Source organism: Nocardia sp. NBC_00403, from assembly GCF_036046055.1.
Lineage (GTDB): Bacteria > Actinomycetota > Actinomycetes > Mycobacteriales > Mycobacteriaceae > Nocardia.
In genome coordinates this window covers 8,440,860-8,460,205 of record NZ_CP107939.1, presented here as the reverse complement: position 1 = coordinate 8,460,205, position 19,346 = coordinate 8,440,860, and the positions used below count along the sequence as shown (strand labels likewise).

The following is a 19,346-nucleotide window of genomic DNA, read 5'->3' as shown; positions in this document are numbered from 1 at the left end:
GGCTCGTACTGACTTGGCAATCCCGCAGTCTACGGAGTGCTGTCGGCAGTCCAATGCATAGCACAGTTAACCGTAAGCAATCCTCTGGTCGAGGAATCGCGCTGGCGGGTGGGGAGCCCTGGATCTCCCGCAGGATTCGGTGTCTACCTGATGCTGGAGCATTCGAAACGGGTCGCGCAGTTGCGCGGGATTTCAAGGCCTACCGTGGGGCGGTGGAACTGTCGATAGCCTAACCTGGACCGTCACGGCGAACGTTAGCTGTATCTTTGCTGTTCTACCGGTATGAACTGCTCCTTCGAGCTCACATGGCCGATCGTACCACGATAGAGCCATCTTGACGGCGCGGCAAGTGTCTGCGCCATATTTGCGGCCGGATGTCGAATCGTACTCTAAGCTTGTGGCTTCAGTCCCTGGGCTCTGCGCTGCGGGCGACCGGACGATGGACGAATGACTGAAACGTCCGGCCGACGAGAACGCCGCGCATCGTCGGCGAGATTGGGTGCCGATCGCCACGACTATCCCTTCCTGAGCACGCGATCCGGTTATCGTTACCATATTGCAAAATTCCAACAAGCCGGTACAGGCAACTTTGCAGCAATATAACTGAGATCCTGAATGCAACGATGTCAGCGGAGGTCGAAATGGGCCAAAAGAGTGACAGCCCGGACTTATCGAAATGGTTGGAAACCAGCTCATTCCGCTCTTCCGGAAACCCGGATTCTGGTAACGGGTCCGGCGCGCGCTCCAACGGTAATGGAGACACGCGACTGCCGTCATTCGACATTCTTCCACTGACTGCGGCGCAGCGGGGGATCTGGTTTGCCCAGCATCTCGCGGAATCGTCGCCGATATCTGTGGCCCAATACGTCGAGATCGTAGGCGAGTTGGACGTGGAATTGCTTGCCGAGGCCTGCAGAACCGCCAGTCGTGAGTTCGGATCCGGACATATGCGACTGATCGAGGTCGACGGAGAGCCGTGTCAGTTCGTCGACGAAAATGGAGGTCAGGTATCGGTCGTGGACTTGCGCCGGCACGCGGATCCGGTGGCAACTGCGCACAGACTTATGGTTCAGGATTATTCAGCTCCGTTGGACTTGCTCAATGACGACCTCATGACGAGCATTGTGTTCGAGGTCGGCGAGGACCATTTCCTGTGGTACCAGCGCGCGCACCATATCGCGCTCGACGGATTTGCTGCGGTAACAATGCTGCACCGGATAACGGAGTTGTACAACGCTTGGGTGAGGTCCGAGGAAGCGGCACCGTGCGCGGCGCAGGACCTGGGGGACGTCGTCGAGCAGGATCTGGCGTACCGGGGTTCGGCGCGTTTCGACAACGACCGCAAGTACTGGCTGGAGCACCTGGCAGGCGCGCCTCCCGTCGTCAGCCTGGCCGGTCGCGTGGGCAAGCCCACCATTCATCCGGCGCTGGTCAGCACAGAGCTGCCGGAGGCCACCGCGCATCTTCTGGAAAGCGTCGCGCTCGAGCACGGCCCGAGCGTGGCTCCGGTCATCGTCGCGGCGTTCGCCGCTTATCTCGCGCGGATGACCGGAAGCGATGAAGTATTGCTGAGTCTGCCGGTTTCGGGTCGGCACTCTGCCGTGCTGCGCCGTTCGGGGGGGATGGTGGCAAATGTGGTCCCGCTGCGAGCGCAGGTCGCCGGCCGCAGCGTCGGTGAACTGATCGCCGCTGTGCAAAGCGAGTTGACGAGTGCTCTTCGGCGGCAGCGCTACCGCCAAGAGGACATATTCCACGATATGGGGATTGCGCGCGACGAGGCGGCATCCTTCGGGCCGGCCGTGAACCTCATGATGATCGAGAACGAGGTTGTGCTGGGCAATACGACGGGCCGCCTGAACGTCCTCACCTCAGGCCCTACCGCCGACCTTTTCGTCAATATCTACCCGGGCGCGGGCAGAGACAGTACACATATCGACTTCCAAGGGAACCCGAATGCCTACAGCCCCGACGAGCTCGCTGCTCACCATCGGCGGTTCTGCATGTTTCTGCACGAGTTCCTCGCCGGGGGAGAGGGATGTCCGGTCAACAGACTGCCGCTGCTCGAAGCACAGGAACGGTCTGCGCTGCTACCTGTCCGGGGGCCCAGCGGGGTCGAAACACGGCTACTTCCGGAGATTCTGACCGAGAGCGCGCGCCGGAATCGTAGTGCGTGCGCAATCACCTCGGCCGGGCAGACAATGACGTATGGCGAGCTGGACACCAGATCCTCCCAGCTGGCCCGGCATCTGATAGCTCTGGGTTGTGGGCCGGACACGGCGGTGGCGATCATGCTGCGACGCTCGGTCGAATCGGTCGTGGCGACCTGGGCGGTCGCGAAATGCGGGGCCGCGTTTGTCCAGTTGGCCCCCGAGTACCCGTCGAAGCGGATAGAACATATGGTCGCCGACAGCGGCGCAGCTGTGGCAATCACCGTCGACGCCCTGCGCGGGCGGCTCCCGCTGACGATGCCCCACGTGGTTCTCGACGACCCCGCAACGCTGGGGGAATGCGATGCTGCGAGCGGGCCGATTTCCGACGATGACCGTGTTCGCCCACTACGGCCGTCCAACGTCGCCTATATCACCTATACCTCCGGATCCACCGGAGCGCCGAAAGGCGTCCAGGTCACGCACACCGGCCTCGCGAATCTCGTTGCCGACCGCGCCACCACGTACGGCATCGACACGACATCCCGCGTGTCCTATGCCCTCTCACCCAGTTTCGACGCCTCCCTGGAACAGTTTCTGACCTGCTTCGCGAACGGATCCACGCTGGTGATCGTGCCGCCTGAGGTGACCGGCGGTGAGCCGCTCACGCAACTGCTGGCCGACGAGCACGTGACCCACCTGACGCTGACGCCCACGATGCTGGCAACCGTGGACCCGCCTCCGACGACCGACTTGAGAGTGGTCGTGGTCGGTGGCGACGTATGTCCACCGCACGTCATCGAGCGGTGGACACCGTCGGTGTCCATGTACAACGAATACGGTCCCACCGAAACCACCGTGACCGCCGTCGGCGCCATGCTGAGACCCGGTCGTGCCCACACGGTCGGTGGCCCCATCCGTGGCGTCTCGGCGATGGTGCTGGACCGAACGCTCCAACCGGTGCCCAAAGGCACCGCGGGCGAGTTGTATCTCGCCGGGCCGGGATTGGCCCGTGGATACAGCCATCTGTGCGTCGAAACCGCCGCCCGGTTCGTCGCCGATCCGTACGGCGGCACCGGTGATCGGATGTATCGTACCGGCGACATTGCGCGCTGGACCGGCGACAATGCCGATCTGACGCTGGAGTTGATGGGGCGCAGCGACTTCCAGGTCAAGATCCGCGGATACCGGATCGAACCGGGTGAAATCGACGCCGTGCTCACCACACACGAGGACGTGGCCCTTTCCGTCACGGTGCCGGTGCAGAACAACACCGGCGCGACCGTGCTGGTGTCCTATGTCGTCCCGCTCAACGGCCGTCGGATCGATCCGCTCGAACTCCAAGGCTTCGCCCGCGATTCGCTGCCGCCGCATATGGCCCCGGCGGTGATCCTCTGGTTGGACAGCCTCCCGGTGAACGCCTTCGGCAAGCTCGATCGCAGCGCTTTGCCGAAGCCCGAATTCGGGACCGCGCCGGTCGGTCGGGCGCCGGCCACAGCCCGGGAAAAGACGGTCGCAAGGCTGTTCACCGAGGTGCTCGGCGTGCCTCGAGTCGGGGCGGACGACAGCTTCTTCGCCCTCGGCGGCGATAGCATTCTGTCGATCCGGTTGGTGGCGCGGGCCAAGGCCGAGGGCCTGAGTTTCTCCACACAGGATGTGTTCGTGCACAAGACCGTCGCGGGCCTGGCGGCCACGGCGACGGAAGCCGGCGATACCCCCGGTTTGGCCGAGTTGCCCGGTGGCGGCATAGGGCCGATGCCGTTGTCACCGATCATGCGCGCAATGCTCGATCGGGGTCACTACGACCGATTTGCGCAGGCCGCGCTCGTGCAGCTGCCCGAGGGGGTTGATCGAGCGGGCCTTGTGCGCGTACTGGGCTCCCTGCTGGACCGACACGATATGCTGCGCGCGGCACTGCGCGGCGGTGATTCGGTTGATCGGTACGTCGAAGTACTCGATCGGGAAGCGGTCGACCCGGACGCCGCGCTCGTCGATGTTCGGCTCGATCGGCGTGACGCCGCCGAAGTCGACCGGCACCTGCACAACGCCGCGGATCGATTGGACCCGAGTAACGGTGTGCTCATTCAGGCCGTCTGGATTCAGGATGGCAACGGCTCGGGACCCGACCTGATGTGGCTGGTGATCCACCATCTCGCCGTCGACGCGGTGTCGTGGCGCATCATCCTCGCCGACCTCGCGCAAGCCTGGTCGCAGGTTTCCGGCGGCGGCGAACCGCATTTCGGCCCGGTCACCACCTCGTTCCGGCGGTGGGTGCACGGGCTGGTCGAGCAGGCGCCGGACAGGCGGTCGGCGGAGCTCGACCTGTGGAAAGACATGCTCGAGCGAGGCGATCAGCTCATCGGGTCGCGCCGTCTGGTCCCGGATCGAGACGTCGGGGCCACGGCGGGCCGGGTACATCAGCGCATCCCGGCAGCGGTTGCCGAGGCGGTTCTCACCACCATTCCGGACCGCTTCCACTGCAGTGCCAACGATCCGTTGCTCGCGGCCCTGGTACTGGCACTCGGTGAGTGGCGGCGCAGGCGTGGTTCGGCGGCGGCCGCCGGAGAGTTGATCTCGCTGGAAGGGCACGGCCGCGAGGAGCGGGCCGTCCCCGGCGCCGATCTCGGCGCCACCGTGGGCTGGTTCACCACACGCTTCCCGGTCCGGATCGGAGGGGAGAATATCGACCTCGATGATGCGCTGGCCGGCGGCATGAGTGCGAGACTGGCGATAAAGCAGGTGAAGGAGCAGTTGCGCGCGGTGCCCGGCAACGGCATCGGCTATCAGATGCTGCGTCACCTCGATTCCCGGGGCAGCGCCGAGCTCGCGGACCTGCCCGAACCTCAGATCAGTTTCAACTATCTCGGGCGGGTGGGTGTCGGTGAACGCTCGGTGCCCTGGGCGCCGACGACCGAATTCACCGCACTGACCGCGACGAGCGATCCGGGGATGGCGCTGTCCGCCGTGCTCGATATCAATGCGATCGCCGAGGAAGGTCGCGACGGGCTCGAACTCGACGTGACCTGGGAGTTCGCCTCGCAGGTATTGGGAGGTCAGGACGTCGACGAGCTTGCCGGGCTGTGGGCTCGAGCCCTGGGGGCACTTGCCGATCATGTCCGATCCGACACCACACCCGGCTTCACCCCCTCCGACTTCCCGCTCACCGCGGTATCGCAGGACGATGTCGACAACTGGCTGCGGGACTACCCGTCGATGACCGATGTGTGGCCACTCACCGCCCTGCAGTCCGGGCTGCTGTTCCACACGATCTATGACCGGGACGGCGACGACGGCTACATCGTGCAGGCGGCGCTGACGTTTGCCGGGCAGGTGGATGCGGAGCGGATGCGGCGGGCCGCGCAGGTGCTCATCGACCGGCACGACAGCCTGCGGACCGCGTTCGTCGAAAGTGCCGATGGACCACGTCAGATCGTGTTGCGCGACACCAAGGTCGATTGGGCCGAGTCGAGTATCACCGATATCAGCGATGCCGGCCGGCAGGCCGAAGCACTTCGGCGACTCGCGACGGCGGCCGCGGCTCCGTTCGACCCGGCCCGCCCGCCGCTGGTGCGTTTCCACCTCGTGCGCACCGACGTCGATATGTTCCAGTTGCTGGTCACCAACCACCACCTCGTGCTGGACGGCTGGTCGATGCCCCTGCTGATCCACGAATTGCTCGCGTTGTACACATCCGACGGCGATACCGCCGAGCTCGCGCCCCCTCGTTCGTATCGAGAGTATCTGCAGTGGCTACAGGTTCAGGACCGCGACGCCGCAACCGCCGCGTGGCGGGAGATGCTTGCTGGAATCGACAGTCCGACGCGGGTCACGAGCGGGCCGGATCAAATCGTCACCATGCACGCCGGCGAAGTCGGCCTGAACCTGGACGCCGCGACCACCGCTGCGATTCTCGATCTGGGCCGCTCGCACGGTGTCACTGCCAACACGGCCCTGCAGGTGGCGTGGGCATTGCTGGTGGCCGTCCTGACCGGACGGTCGGACGTGGTGTTCGGCAACACGTTGTCGCACCGCCCGCCGCAGATTCCGGATATCGAGCGTACGGTCGGGCTCCTCGTCAACACGCTGCCCGTCCGAGTCCGGCTCGAACCCGACGAAACCGTCGGCGACCTGCTCGTCCGCGTGCAATCCGAGCAGGCCGCCATGCTGGATCACCAGCACATCGGCTTGGCGGAGCTGCAACGGGCCACTGGTATCACCAATATGTTCGACACCGCGACGGTGCTCGAGTCCTATCCGCTCGACCGGGAACTGTTGGCACGCAATCTCTCCGACGCCGGATTGCGGCTCGTCGAGATCGACGCACACGATGCCACGCCGTATCCGCTGAGTTTGCAAGTGACCCCGCCGCGGTCGCGTCGCGACGGACGACTGGACGCCGACGAGCCCGGCACCTACTCGGTGATGCTGAAATTCGCCACCGACCGATTCGATTCACACGATGCCCGCACACTGCTCGAACGATTCGAACTGCTTCTCACGCAGATCGTCAGCGATCCCGCTCAGGAGGTCGCCGCGATCTCCTCCTGCTGGGATTCCGAACGCGCGGAACTGCTTTCGGTCGGCAGCGAAGAGCCGGCCGCGGAGCTCGTGCTGCGCGACATCCTGTGGGGGACCGCGCGGAGGTATCCGGATGCCGTGGCTGTCCGGTGCGGTGACACCACGTGGACCTATCGTGAGCTGGAGCGTCGCGCGAACGGGTGCGCTCGTCTGCTGGCCGGCCACGGTGCTCGCGCCGAGTCGATCGTCGCATTGGCCGTTCCCCGTTCGGTCGAACTGGTGGTTGCGATCTGGGCGGTGGCGAAAACAGGCGCCGCCTTCCTGCCGTTGGATCCCGGCAATCCCGCCGCGCGGATCGAGGAGTTGTTGTCCGACTCGCGGACCAGTCTGGGCGTGACGACCAGCGCTGTGGCACCGCAGCTTCCGGATACTGTCGACTGGTTGATTCTGGACGCTTCGGCTTCGGACGTTCATGAGGATCTACCTCGTCCGTCCGGTGTCCCGGCCGGGGCCGACCGGCTGTCGGCCGACAATGCGGCATACGTGATCTATACGTCCGGATCGACCGGCAAACCGAAGGCGGTCCACCTCAGCCATCGAGGTCTGGCCGACCTTGTCGCGGCGCAAGTCGATGCCTTCGGTGTGGGTACGGATTCGGTGGTGTTGCAGGTCGCGTCGCCGGGATTCGACGCCTGCTTGTCGGAGTTGCTGTTGGCGCACGGCAGTGGCGCCTGTCTAGTGGTGGCGCCACCGGAGGTGTACGGCGGGGCCGACCTCGAGGAATTGCTTCGGTCGCAGCAGGTTTCGCACGCGATCATCACCCCGTCCGTGCTGAACACCATGGATCCGTCCCGGACGCCGTCGTTGACATCGCTCGCGGTCGTCGGCGAAGCGACCGGGCCGGACACCGTGAACCGGTGGGGCCCTGGGCGACGGCTGATGAATCATTACGGACCGACCGAGTGCACGATCTGGGCGGCGGGGTCGGATGCCCTCGTACCCGGCGAGCCGGTGACGATCGGTGGCCCGATCCGAGGCGCGTCCGCGATGGTTCTCGACACGTGGCTGCGACCGGTGCCGGTCGGTGTCGCGGGCGAACTCTATATCGGTGGGCCCGGACTTGCCCGCGGGTACGTCGATCGACCGGGCGTGACCGCGTCGCGCTTCGTTGCGGATCCGCGATCCACCCGCGGCCAGCGGATCTATCGCACCGGTGATTCCGTGCGCTGGGTGCGCGGACGCGCCGGGTTGGCACTGGAATATCTGGGCCGCAGTGATCAACAGGTCAAGATTCACGGCCTGCGGATCGAGCCGGGGGAAATCGATGCCCACCTGGCCCGGCACCCGGACATGGCGAGCGTCGCCACCGTTGCGGTGCAAGGGCCTGCCGGCGAACCGGTTCTGGTGTCCTATGTCGTTTCCGCGACGGGTGCTGCCGTGGATGTGGCGGCGCTCGGCGACGATCTCGCGGGCAGGCTACCTCGTTATATGAATCCTGCGGCGATCGTGCAGCTCGAAGAGATGCCGTGCACGCCCACGGGAAAGATCGATCGGAAAGTGTTGCGGCAGCGCGCCTTCGACTCCGACACCGCAGCCGGCAGGCCGCCGTCGACGCATACCGAGCAGGTCGTGGCGCAACTGTTCGCCGATGTGCTCCATCTCGATACGGTGTCCGCCGATAGCAACTTCTTCGCGCTCGGCGGGGACAGTATCGTCTCGATGCGGCTGGTGGCGCTGGCGAGATCCGCCGGGCTCACGTTCACGCCGCGAGATGTATTCGAAAGCAAGACAGTTGCCGCCCTCGCCGCAATGGCGGGCGGCGGTGCGGCTCCGGTGACAATCCCGACGGCGGATCATGCTTCGGAGTTTCCGCTCGTCGCGCTCACACAACCCGACATCGATCGGCTCGAACGGCAGTACCGCGGCCTGTCGGACGTATGGCCGTTGTCGCCCACGCAATCCGGGATGCACTTCCACTCGATGTTCGACCCGGATGCCGGGGACAACTACACCGTCCAGACGATGATCGGACTTTCCGGCGCGGTCGACGGTGCGCGCCTGCGACGTGCCGCTCAGGCCGTGGTCGACCGGCACGATATCCTGCGGGCCGCATTTGTGGAGACGGCAGCCGGGCCGTGCCAGATCGTGCTGGACCATGCCGAAATCCCGTTCCGGGAGATCGATCTCGCCGATGCCGGCGATGCGGAATCCCCCGCCGACCCGGGATCCATTGCCGCGGCGGACGCGGCGGCGGGATTCGACCTGTCGGCTCCTCCGCTGCTGCGCTTGACGCTGATCCGTCTCGATGCGGGGTCCTTCCGGCTGCTCGTCACGAATCACCATGTAATCCTGGATGGCTGGTCGATGCCGCTGCTGATGCGGGAACTGCTCGACTACTACGGATCTCCCGCACATATCGACTCCGCCGAACCCGCGCCCTCCTACCGCGACTATCTGTCCTGGTTGGGTCGGCAGGACAGCACCGCATCCAAAGCGGCATGGGCACAAGCCTTTTCGGATGTCGGCGCACCCACCCGGGTGTCCCGCGACATCGGCGCGGCGGGCCCGGTATCCGCCGCCGAGGTCGGGGCCGAGCTGACGGCGGATCGTTTCGGAGAACTCCGTCGAGTGGCGGCGCAGGCGGGTGTCACTGTCAATACGGCCGTCACCGCGGCCTGGGCCCTGAATCTGCGCGTGCTGACCGGTGAGACCGATGTGATCTTCGGCGCCGCGGTGTCGGGCCGACCGCCGGAGTTGCCGCTGGTCGATCAGACGCTCGGCATGTTCCTGACTACGGTTCCGGTGCGAGTCCCGCTCGAACCCATAATGACGGTACGCGAGTTGCTGACCGGCATTCAGGCGCGGCACGCGCGCATGCTGGAGCATCACCATATCGGTCTGCCCGAGATTCACCGCAGCGTCGGACTGCCCGAACTCTTCGACACCGCGATCGCCTACCAGTCGTTCCCGGTCGACCGGGCGGCGCTGCAGGAACTCGTCGATTCGGCGGGCCTGCGGGTGGACGAACTCAGCGGTGTGGACGCGACGCCGTACCCGCTGAGCCTGGTCGTGGAACCGAAGCAGTCCGAGGACGGTGAGGCACAGGGGCTGCGGATCATCCTCCGATTCCACGACCGTGCATTCGATACCGCGTCGGCGCGCCGCATCCTCGATCGCTTCGTCGAGTTGCTGTGCCGGATCGCCGCGAACGCGGACGTGCGGCTGGGTGAGCTGCCGCTCGACGCGGAACCGGGGCCGTCGTGGCCGGTTTCGGGTGCGGAAGCTGCGATTCCGGACACGTTGGACCGCATACTCGCCGCTTCCGCTTCCGCTTCCGCTGCCGCCGAACTCGACGCGATCGCCGTGCGGTGTGGTACGGCCGCCATGACCTACCGGCAGCTCGACGAGCGCTCCGCACGTCTGGCTCGGGTCCTGCTGCGGCACGGCGCCCGGCGGGGACAGGTCGTCGCCTCTGTGCTTCCGCGATCCCTTGCGGCGACGGTGGCACTGTGGGCCGTGTCCAAGACGGGCGCCGCCTTCCTGCCGATTGATCCGGCCCTGCCATCGGACCGCATCGCATTTCTGCTGTCGGACTCGAAAACCATCCTCGGGCTTACCGATACGTCCACCAGGAAGCACCTTCCGGATGGCGTCGACTGGCTGATCCTCGACGCGGAGCAGACGCTCGGCGCCATGGATTCGGTTCCTGCCGTGCCGATCAGCGATGCCGAACGCGGCGGGCCGATTCGGCGGGATCAGACCGCGTACGTGAGTTACACCTCCGGGTCGACCGGAACGCCCAAGGGCGTTCTCGTCAGCCATCGCGGCTTGGCCGATATCGTCGCGGCCCAGCGGCGAATACTCGACGTCGACCCGACGTCGGTGGTGCTGCAAGTCGCCTCGCCCAGTTTCGACGCCTCGGTGTTCGAGCTGTTGATGGCGCACGGCTCGGGCGGCCGGCTCGTCATCTCGCCCGCCGATGTCTACGCCGGTCCCGAGCTGGCGAATCTGATTCGGCGAGAAGGTATTTCGCATGCCATAGTGACCCCGTCGGCGCTGGCGACAGTCCCGTGCGATGATCTCGACGGGCTGCGCGTGCTGGCAGCGGCCGGTGAGCCGGTCGGGCCGGAACTGGTCGATCGGTGGGCGCCGCATCGCGCCATGGTCAATGTCTACGGGCCGACGGAATGCACTATCTGGGCTACCTCCGGCGACGCTCTGGCATCGGGTGCCACGATCACGATCGGCAGGCCGGTCGGCCCGGTCGCGGCCGTGGTCCTGGATACCTGGTTGCGGCCCGTGCCCGCCGGTGTCGCGGGCGAGCTGTACCTGTTCGGCCCCGGCCTGGCCAATGGATATATCGCCAGGATGGGGTTGACTGCGGCGCGGTTCGTCGCATGCCCGTTCGGGGAGCCGGGTCAGCGCATGTACGCGACCGGTGACGTGGTGCGCCGCACCGCCGATGGTGAGATGGAGTTCTTGGGTCGCAACGATTTTCAGGTGAAGGTGCGCGGCACCAGGATCGAGCTGGGGGAGATCGACGTGGTGCTGGGTGCGCGTGCGGATGTGGCATACGCCGTCACCGTGCCGCGCAGCGATGAGGGGCGACCGGTGCTGCTGGTGTCCTATGTCGTGCCCGCGACCGGGTCGGAGGTATCGGGCGAGGAGTTGCGTGCGGCGCTGGCCGAGGCGTTGCCCCGGTACATGGTGCCATCCGCGGTGGTGGTGCTGGACGAGGTGCCGCTGACCGCCAACGGGAAGCTGGATCGCGAGCGGTTGCCCGAACCGGTTGCCGTCTCCCGCGAATTCCGGGCGCCATCGCCGGGATTGGAAGAGTTGGTCGCGCGGACATTCGAGCAGGTACTCGACGTGGACCGGGTGGGAGTCGACGACGACTTCTTCGCGCTGGGCGGCGATTCGCTGAGCGCCTCGCTTGTGGTGGCGCGCATAGGTGCGGCCATGGACGTGCGCGTGCCGGTGCGATCAGTATTCGAGGCGCCGACCGTCGGCGAATTGGCCGCGCTCGCAGGGACACTCAGCGGTGGGGGCCGGTTGCCCCTACTGCCCGGAGTGCACCCCGACCCCGTTCCGCTGTCGCTGGCACAGCAGCGGATGTGGTTCCTGAACCGGTTCGAGCCGGACTCGGCGGCATACAACATTCCGGTGATGCTGCGGCTGTCGGGACGGCTGGACACCGCGGCGCTGGCGGCCGCGCTCGCGGATGTGATGGCACGTCACGAGGTACTGCGAACGATGTATCCGGAAGTCTCCGGTGAGCCGCGGCAGGTCGTTCTCGACGAGCCCGCGGTGCCGGTGGAGCCGGTGCGAGTGCCGGTGGATTCGGTCCCGGATGTGGTGGGCGAGTTCGTGCGGCGCGGATTCGATGTGACGGCCGGAGTGCCGACGCGAGTGGGATTGTTCGAGCTCGACGGTGACACAGGAGAATTCCTGCTGGTGCTGGTGGTCCATCACATCGCAGGCGATGGTCAGTCGATGGGGCCGCTGGCCCGTGACGTGATGGCGGCGTATACCGCGCGACTGGCAGGGCACGCGCCGGAATGGGAGCCGCTCGCCGTGCAGTACGCGGATTTCGCGTGGTGGCAACGGCAGATGCTGGGGTCCGAGGACGATCCGGCGTCGTTGATGTCCACACAGCTGGAGTTCTGGCGCTCGACGCTCGCGGACGCACCGGACCGGCTGGAATTGCCCGCGGACCGATCACGCCCGACCGTCGCATCACTGTCGGGAAGCCGGGTTCCAGTGGAGATCGATGCGAGGCTGCACGAGCGGTTGCTCACGCTGGCACGGTCGCGCGGGTCGTCGCTGTTCATGGTGATGCATGCGGCGCTGGCAACGGTATTGGGGCGTCTCGGTGGCAGCGATGATGTAGTGATCGGTACCCCGGTCGCGGGGCGCGGCGAGCCCGCTCTGGACGATCTGGTGGGGATGTTCGTGAACACCCTCGCATTGCGGACCCGGGTGGATACGGGCGAGCCGTTCGCCGAGTTGCTGATGCGCACTCGCGAGACGGACCTGCTTGCGTTCGAGCACTCGGACGTGCCGTTCGAGCGGGTCGTGGAGGCGTTGAGCCCGGAACGATCGGCGGCGCGGCATCCGTTGTTCCAGGTGGCCCTGGCGTTCCAGAACGTGTCGACGGTCGATATCGCGCTGCCCGATGTCCGGGTCGCCCGAGCGGATGTGGATACCGGGGCGACCCAGTTCGACTTGCAACTGGCGCTGTCCGATTCGTTCGGCAATGCCGGTGTGGTGCAGGGCATCTCGGGAACGATGACCTATGCGCGGGATCTGTTCGACGAGGCGACCGCGGCGGCGATCGTCCGACGGTTGGTGCGGGTGCTGGAAGCCGTCGCCGACGATCCGGCCGTAGTGATCGGGGATATCGACTGGCTGGAAGCCGACGAGCGCTCGGCGCTCACATCGCGGGTGGGGGCGCATACCGTGGCGGCGCCGGAGCCCTCCGGATTGCTGCCGGACGTGTTCGCCTCGGCCGTGCTGGACAATGGCGACGGAATCGCCGTTGTCGCGGGGGATGTCACGTTGTCGTATGCACAGCTGGACAAGCGGTCCAGCCGACTGGCGAGGGTACTGATCCGCCGTGGCGCCGGACCGGAGCATCCGGTCCTGGTGGCGGCAGCGCGGTCGATGGAATCCGTCGTCGCGTGGTGGGCGGTGGTCAAGACGGGTGCGGCGTACGTGCCGGTGGACCCAGGCTATCCCGCGAGCCGGATCGAGCAGATGGTCTCGGATTCCGATGCGACGCTGGGAATTACGGTGTCCTCGGCGCGTGCCGAGGTGCCCGATTCGGTGGACTGGATCGTGCTCGACGACCCGGCCGTCGCCGCGCAGATCGACGTGGCGGCGAGCGGCCCGATCGGTGATGACGAGCGGCCGCGGCCGCTGCGGGCCTCGGATGTCGCCTACGTGATCTTCACCTCCGGAACGACCGGGGTGCCGAAGGGCGTCGCCATGACACATTCCGGCATCGCAGACTTCGTCTCGGGGTGGCGCGCCGACCGCGAGCTTCGGCTCACGTCCAGGGTCTTGCACTTCGCGTCGCCGTCGTTCGACGCCGCACTGATGGAGATCCTGATCGCGGTCAGCCGGGCCGCTGTACTGGTCGTGGCGCCGACGGGGATCTACGGCGGTGGCGAGCTGGCCGAGCTCTTGCGCGTACAGCGGGTCACCCACGCGTTTCTGACCCCGGCCGCGCTCGCCTCGGTGGATCCGGCCGGGCTGGACGACTTGCGCGTGGTGATGTCCGGTGGTGAGGAGGTCCCGGCGGATCTGGTGAGCCGATGGGCAGGCACCGACACCGCGGGCGCCAGGAAGTTCCAGGTGCTGTACGGGCCGACCGAGGCCACGATCGCCGCCACGGCGACAGGTGCGCTGCGACCGGCCGACCGGCCGACGATCGGTACCCCGCTGCCGGGAATACAGACGCTGGTTTTGGATGCCCGGTTGGAGCCGGTGCCGATAGGGGTGGCCGGAGAGCTGTATCTGGCGGGTCCTGCGCTGGCGCGCGGGTACCTGAACAGGGCGGCGACGAATGCGGCGCGGTTCGTGGCGCACCCGTTCGGGGAACCGGGACGTCGCATGTATCGCACGGGTGATGTGGTGCGCTGGAATACCGACGGTGCCCTGGAATTTTTGGGGCGCAACGATTCCCAGGTGAAGATCCGCGGTTATCGTATCGAGCTCGGCGAGATCGACGCGGTGTTGAGCGCGCGAGCGGATGTCGCATACGCGGTCACCGTGGCGCGGCGGGAGGACACCGGTGCGGTGATGTTGGTGTCCTATGCGGTGCCGGAAGCCGGGGTGAGCTTGTCGGGCGAACAGTTGCGGGCGTCGTTGGCCGAGGTGTTGCCGTCGTACCTGGTACCCGCCGCGGTGATGATCCTGGACGCGATCCCCCTGTTGCCGAATGGAAAACTCGACCGCGCGGCCCTGCCCGCACCCGTCGTCCAGGCCAAGCGATTCCGGGCCCCGGCGTCACCGGTGCAGGAAATAGTGGCAGGCGTATTCGCCGACGTCCTCGGCGTCGATGGTCCGGTAGGCGCCGACGACGACTTCTTCGAACTGGGTGGCAACAGCCTGGTGGCCACCCGCCTAGCCGCACGGATCGGTGCCGCCCTTGACGCGACCATCCCGGCGTCGATGATTTTCGAGGCGCCGACGGTCGCGCGGTTGGCCGCGCGCGCCGAATCGCGGGCCGATACCGGTCGGGTGGCGCTGACCGCACAGCAACGGCCGCAGCGAATTCCCCTGTCGTACGCACAGCAGCGAATGTGGTTCCTGAACCGGCTCGACCCCGGCTCGGCGGCCTACGGCATTCCGATCGTGCTACGACTGTCTGGACAGCTGAATCTCGACGCGCTGCGCGCGGCCGTCGAGGATGTGCTGAACCGGCACGAGGTACTGCGGACCGTATACCCGTATGGTGAGGGCGAGCTGTCGCAGGTTGTCCTTCCCGCCGCCGAGGCGATCGCGCCGGTGACCGTGACCTCGGTCGCGGAATATGAACTGGCCGAAGCATTGTCGGCGTTCGTCTCGACGGTGTTCGATCTGACGGTCGAGGCGCCGGTGCGGGTCCGGTTGTTCGAGCTCGGGCCGAACGAGTGGATCCTGGCCGTGGTGGTGCATCACATCTCCTGCGACGGGTCGTCGCTCGGCCCGCTGGCACGGGACATGATGACCGCGTACACGGCACGCCTGGCCGGGGAGATACCGAGCCGCCCGCCGCTGCCGGTGCAGTACGCCGACTACGCGATCTGGCAGCGGACCGTGCTGGGGACCGAAGACGATCCCGACTCGCTGCTACGCGCCCAGATCGACTACTGGACAGTCGAATTGGCGGAACTTCCGGTTTTGCTCGAGCTGCCGACCGACCGAACGCGCCCGCCCGTACAGACCCACGCGGGCGCGAGCGTACCGATAACCGTCGGTGCCGATCTGCACGCGCGATTGCAGCAGGTCGCGCGAGCACACAACGCGACGCTGTTCATGGTCTTGCACGCTGCGCTGGCGGCTACGCTGGCCCGGCTGGCCGATACGGACGATATCGCGATCGGCACTCCGCATGCGGGACGCGGCGAACCCGAACTCGACGATCTGGTCGGGATGTTCGTCAACACGCTGGTGCTGCGGACCCGGTTGACCCCGGGGATGACCTTCACACAGCTGCTCGAGCACGTGCGCGGGACCGATCTGGCCGCGTTAGGGCACGCCGATGTTCCGTTCGAGCGACTGGTGCAGGAGCTGAATCCGGTGCGGTCGCACGCCCACCATCCACTGTTCCAGGTGATGCTGGCATTCCAGAACGTCGGCAGTGCCCAGTTCGAACTTCCGGGGCTCTCGGCGTCGGCTGTGACGGCCGACATCGACACCGCACTGTTCGATCTGCAGATCACGGTGTCGGATTCCTACGACTCCACCGGTGCCGCGGCCGGCATCAGCGGCGCGGTGACCTACGCGAGCGACCTCTTCGACGCGACAACGGTGACCACGATCGTCGATCGCCTGCTGCGGTTGCTCGGCGCACTGGTGACCGATTCGGCACAGCCGGTGCACGAGGTGGATCTGCTCGACGCAGATGAACGGGAAGCCGTTCTGACGCGGTGGAATGCGACCGATCGCAGGCTCCGTCCCGACGAGACGCTGGTCTCCATCTTCGCCCACTCCGTAGCGGCGCATGCGGACCGGCCCGCGGTAATAGTCGGAGAACAGTCGCTGACCTATGCGGAATTCGCGTCTCGCGTATACCGGTTGGCGCGGTGGTTGATCTCCCGCGGAGTGGGGCCGGAGTCGTTGGTGGCGCTGCGGATGCGGCGTTCACTGGACCAGGTCACCGCCACGTACGCGGTGCAGGCCGCGGGCGGCGGGTACGTGCCGGTCGATCCGGACCTTCCGGCCGACCGGATCGCGTACATGCTGTCGATCGCCGCACCGGTGCTGGAGCTGTCGTCCCTCGAAGGGCTGGAGCTGTCCGGATTCGATGACGCGCCGGTCACCGACGCCGATCGGCTCGCACCGCTACGACCGCACAACGTTGCATACCTGCTCTTCACTTCGGGGTCGACCGGGCGACCGAAAGGTGTTGCGATATTGCACTCTTCGGTAGTCAACCAGGTGCGGTGGGTCAACGAAATCTCCGCACTGACGCCGAATGACGTCGTACTGCAGAAGTCCCCGGCCACGTTCGACATGTCGGTGTGGGAGCTGTTTGCGCCACTGGCGGTGGGGGCGCGGCTGGTGATCGCGCGAGCCGACGGGCATACCGACCCGGCTTATCTCGCCGAAACCATTGCCACCCAGCGGGTCACGATCACCGCGTTCGTGCCGTCGATGCTGGCGGTATTTGCGGACGCGACGCCTGCGGGGTCGCTGGAGTCGGTGCGGACGCTCCTGGTGGGTGGTGAGGCATTCGGCCCTGAGGTGGTGGACGCCGCGCGGCGAATTGTGCCCGGGGTCGAGTTGCACAATATGTACGGGCCGACCGAGTTCACCGTGTGCGCGACGTCGCATCGGGTGACCGACGCCGACAGCGGGAGCATGCAGATGGGCACACCGGTATGGAACGCGCGGGCATACGTACTCGACAAGCGGTTACATCCGGTACCGCCCGGGGTCGCGGGGGAGCTGTACTTGGCGGGCAACCAGCTCGCGCGCGGCTATCAGTCACGTCCGGGCCTCACCGCGGAACGGTTCGTGCCCGACCCGTACGGTGACGGCCGGCGCCTGTACCGCACCGGCGACTTGGTGCGCTGGCGCCGGAACGGCGAATTGGAATACATGGGCCGCACCGATTTTCAGGTGAAGCTGCGCGGCCTGCGCATCGAACTCGGTGAAATCGAGTCAGTACTTGCCGAGCACCCCAGCGTCGCCCGGGCGATCGCTGTGGTGCGCTCCACCGGTGCGGTGGACCACCTCGTCGGCTACCTCGTGCCTGCCGCGGGCGCCACGGTCGACACCGCGGCGGTCTCGGCGCACGCGGCAACGAAACTGCCCGACTACATGGTGCCCACCACGATGGTGGTGCTCGACACGGTGCCCCTCAGCCCGTCGGGCAAGCTGGACCGCACGCGGTTACCGGAGCCGGTGCTCGCGGTAGGGGAGTTCAGGGAGCCCTCGTCGTGGCTGGAATGGGAGGTTGCCCGGGCCTTCGGAACGGTACTCGGTGTGGATCGGGTGGGCGTCGATGACGACTTCTACGCATTGGGTGGTAACTCGCTGAAGTCGGTGCAAGTGGTGAGCGAGTTGCGCAAGGAACTCGACTACGAGGTTCCGATCAGCTGGATGTTGTCGGATCGCTGTCCAGCCGACCTGGCAAAGCGGATCGAATCCGGAATGCGCTCCGGCCCCGCCCTCGACCGGACCGATGTCGGCTTCGATGTGTTGCTGCCGATCCGGACCGGCGGTGAGCGGGCACCACTGTTCTGTATCCACCCGGCCTTGGGCCTGTCGTGGTGTTACCGCACCTTCGACCAGTACCTCTCCGACGGTCGACCGATCTACGGCATTCAGGCGCCACAAATCGGCGGTGAGGTCCCCGGTCCGACATCGATCGAAGAAATGGCCGAACGCTACTTCGACGAGATTCGCGCGGTTCAGCCACATGGCCCCTATCACCTCCTCGGCTGGTCACTGGGTGGTGCGATCGCCCATACCATTGCCGTCGAGATGCGCGCCGCCGGTGAGCAGGTTGCGCTACTGGCGCTGTTGGACGCCGAGGCGGACGGTGTCGACGAGTCGACGCCGCGCGCCGTCACGGCCGGAGAACTGATCAGCAATCTCGGCCCGGTCATGGGCGTCGATTACGTGAGCCCCGATGCGACTGCCGAGGAGGCCGCCGACCTGATCGAACGGCACCTGGGGGGCAGCCTCGGTATCGACGCCGCACGGATCGAGCGCCTGACCGATGCCTACAACCTGGCGATCCGGGCAGCCAGTGTGTGGCGGCCCGCGGTCTTGGACAGCGACATGCTCTACTTCACCGCGACACGTGAAAGGCGATCCGATGCTGCGGGTCACGAGGGATGGGCGCGGGTGGTCCGCGGGCAGATGTCGATTTTCGACATCGATGCGACCCACCTCACAATGACCGAACCCGGAGCGATTGCTCAGATCGCCCGGATTATCAATGCACGACTGGATTGATGACCGCGTTTTCTTTCGGCGAGGTGGTGGGCGCGCCGGATCCATCGGTTCGGCCGTCTTCTTGCGGGAGGGGCGTGGTGATGCCGACTATCGTCCCGACCGACGCCCCGAGTGCTCCACCGAGCAGGGCGGCAGGTCCGGCGACGACGGCGACGCCGACGGCCGCGCCGGCGAGCGGGCCGACAACCAAGCCGGTCGGCATGAACGGGATACCGGCGACGAACCCGGCGCCCGCGCCGACCATTCCGGCGGCTATCGCGACGGGCGCGACCACTCCCGCGCCGATGCCCGCGCCTATTGCCGCACCGACGCTTGCGTCCAGGGCGGTGATGGTGCATCGACGGGGATCTACGGGGACGTGCTCGCAGAACGCCTGGATCGGCTCCTGATTCACGCCCGGCGAGTCAGGTGCGTCCACCGTCACGAGTCGAGTCCAATTGCCGGCGGCGAGCGGATTCGCCGGGCTGACGGTTCGATCGCCGCGGCGTGTGTCGAGCGGCGATACGA

General features: G+C 66.5%; 2 protein-coding genes. One reads left to right on the top strand and one right to left on the bottom strand.

The annotated features are described in order from the left end of the window. Positions 1-641: 641 nt before the first annotated feature. Positions 642-18,839 (top strand): amino acid adenylation domain-containing protein, encoded by an 18,198-nt coding sequence (locus tag OHQ90_RS38025; protein WP_442941268.1) that lies wholly within the window; start codon positions 642-644, stop codon positions 18,837-18,839. Here the strand turns inward: OHQ90_RS38025 and OHQ90_RS38020 are convergent. Further along, positions 18,820-19,257 (bottom strand): hypothetical protein, encoded by a 438-nt coding sequence (locus tag OHQ90_RS38020; RefSeq protein WP_328406045.1) that lies wholly within the window; start codon positions 19,255-19,257, stop codon positions 18,820-18,822. The two genes, OHQ90_RS38025 and OHQ90_RS38020, sit on opposite strands and share 20 nt — an antisense overlap. Between the last annotated feature and the right edge of the window lie 89 nt (positions 19,258-19,346).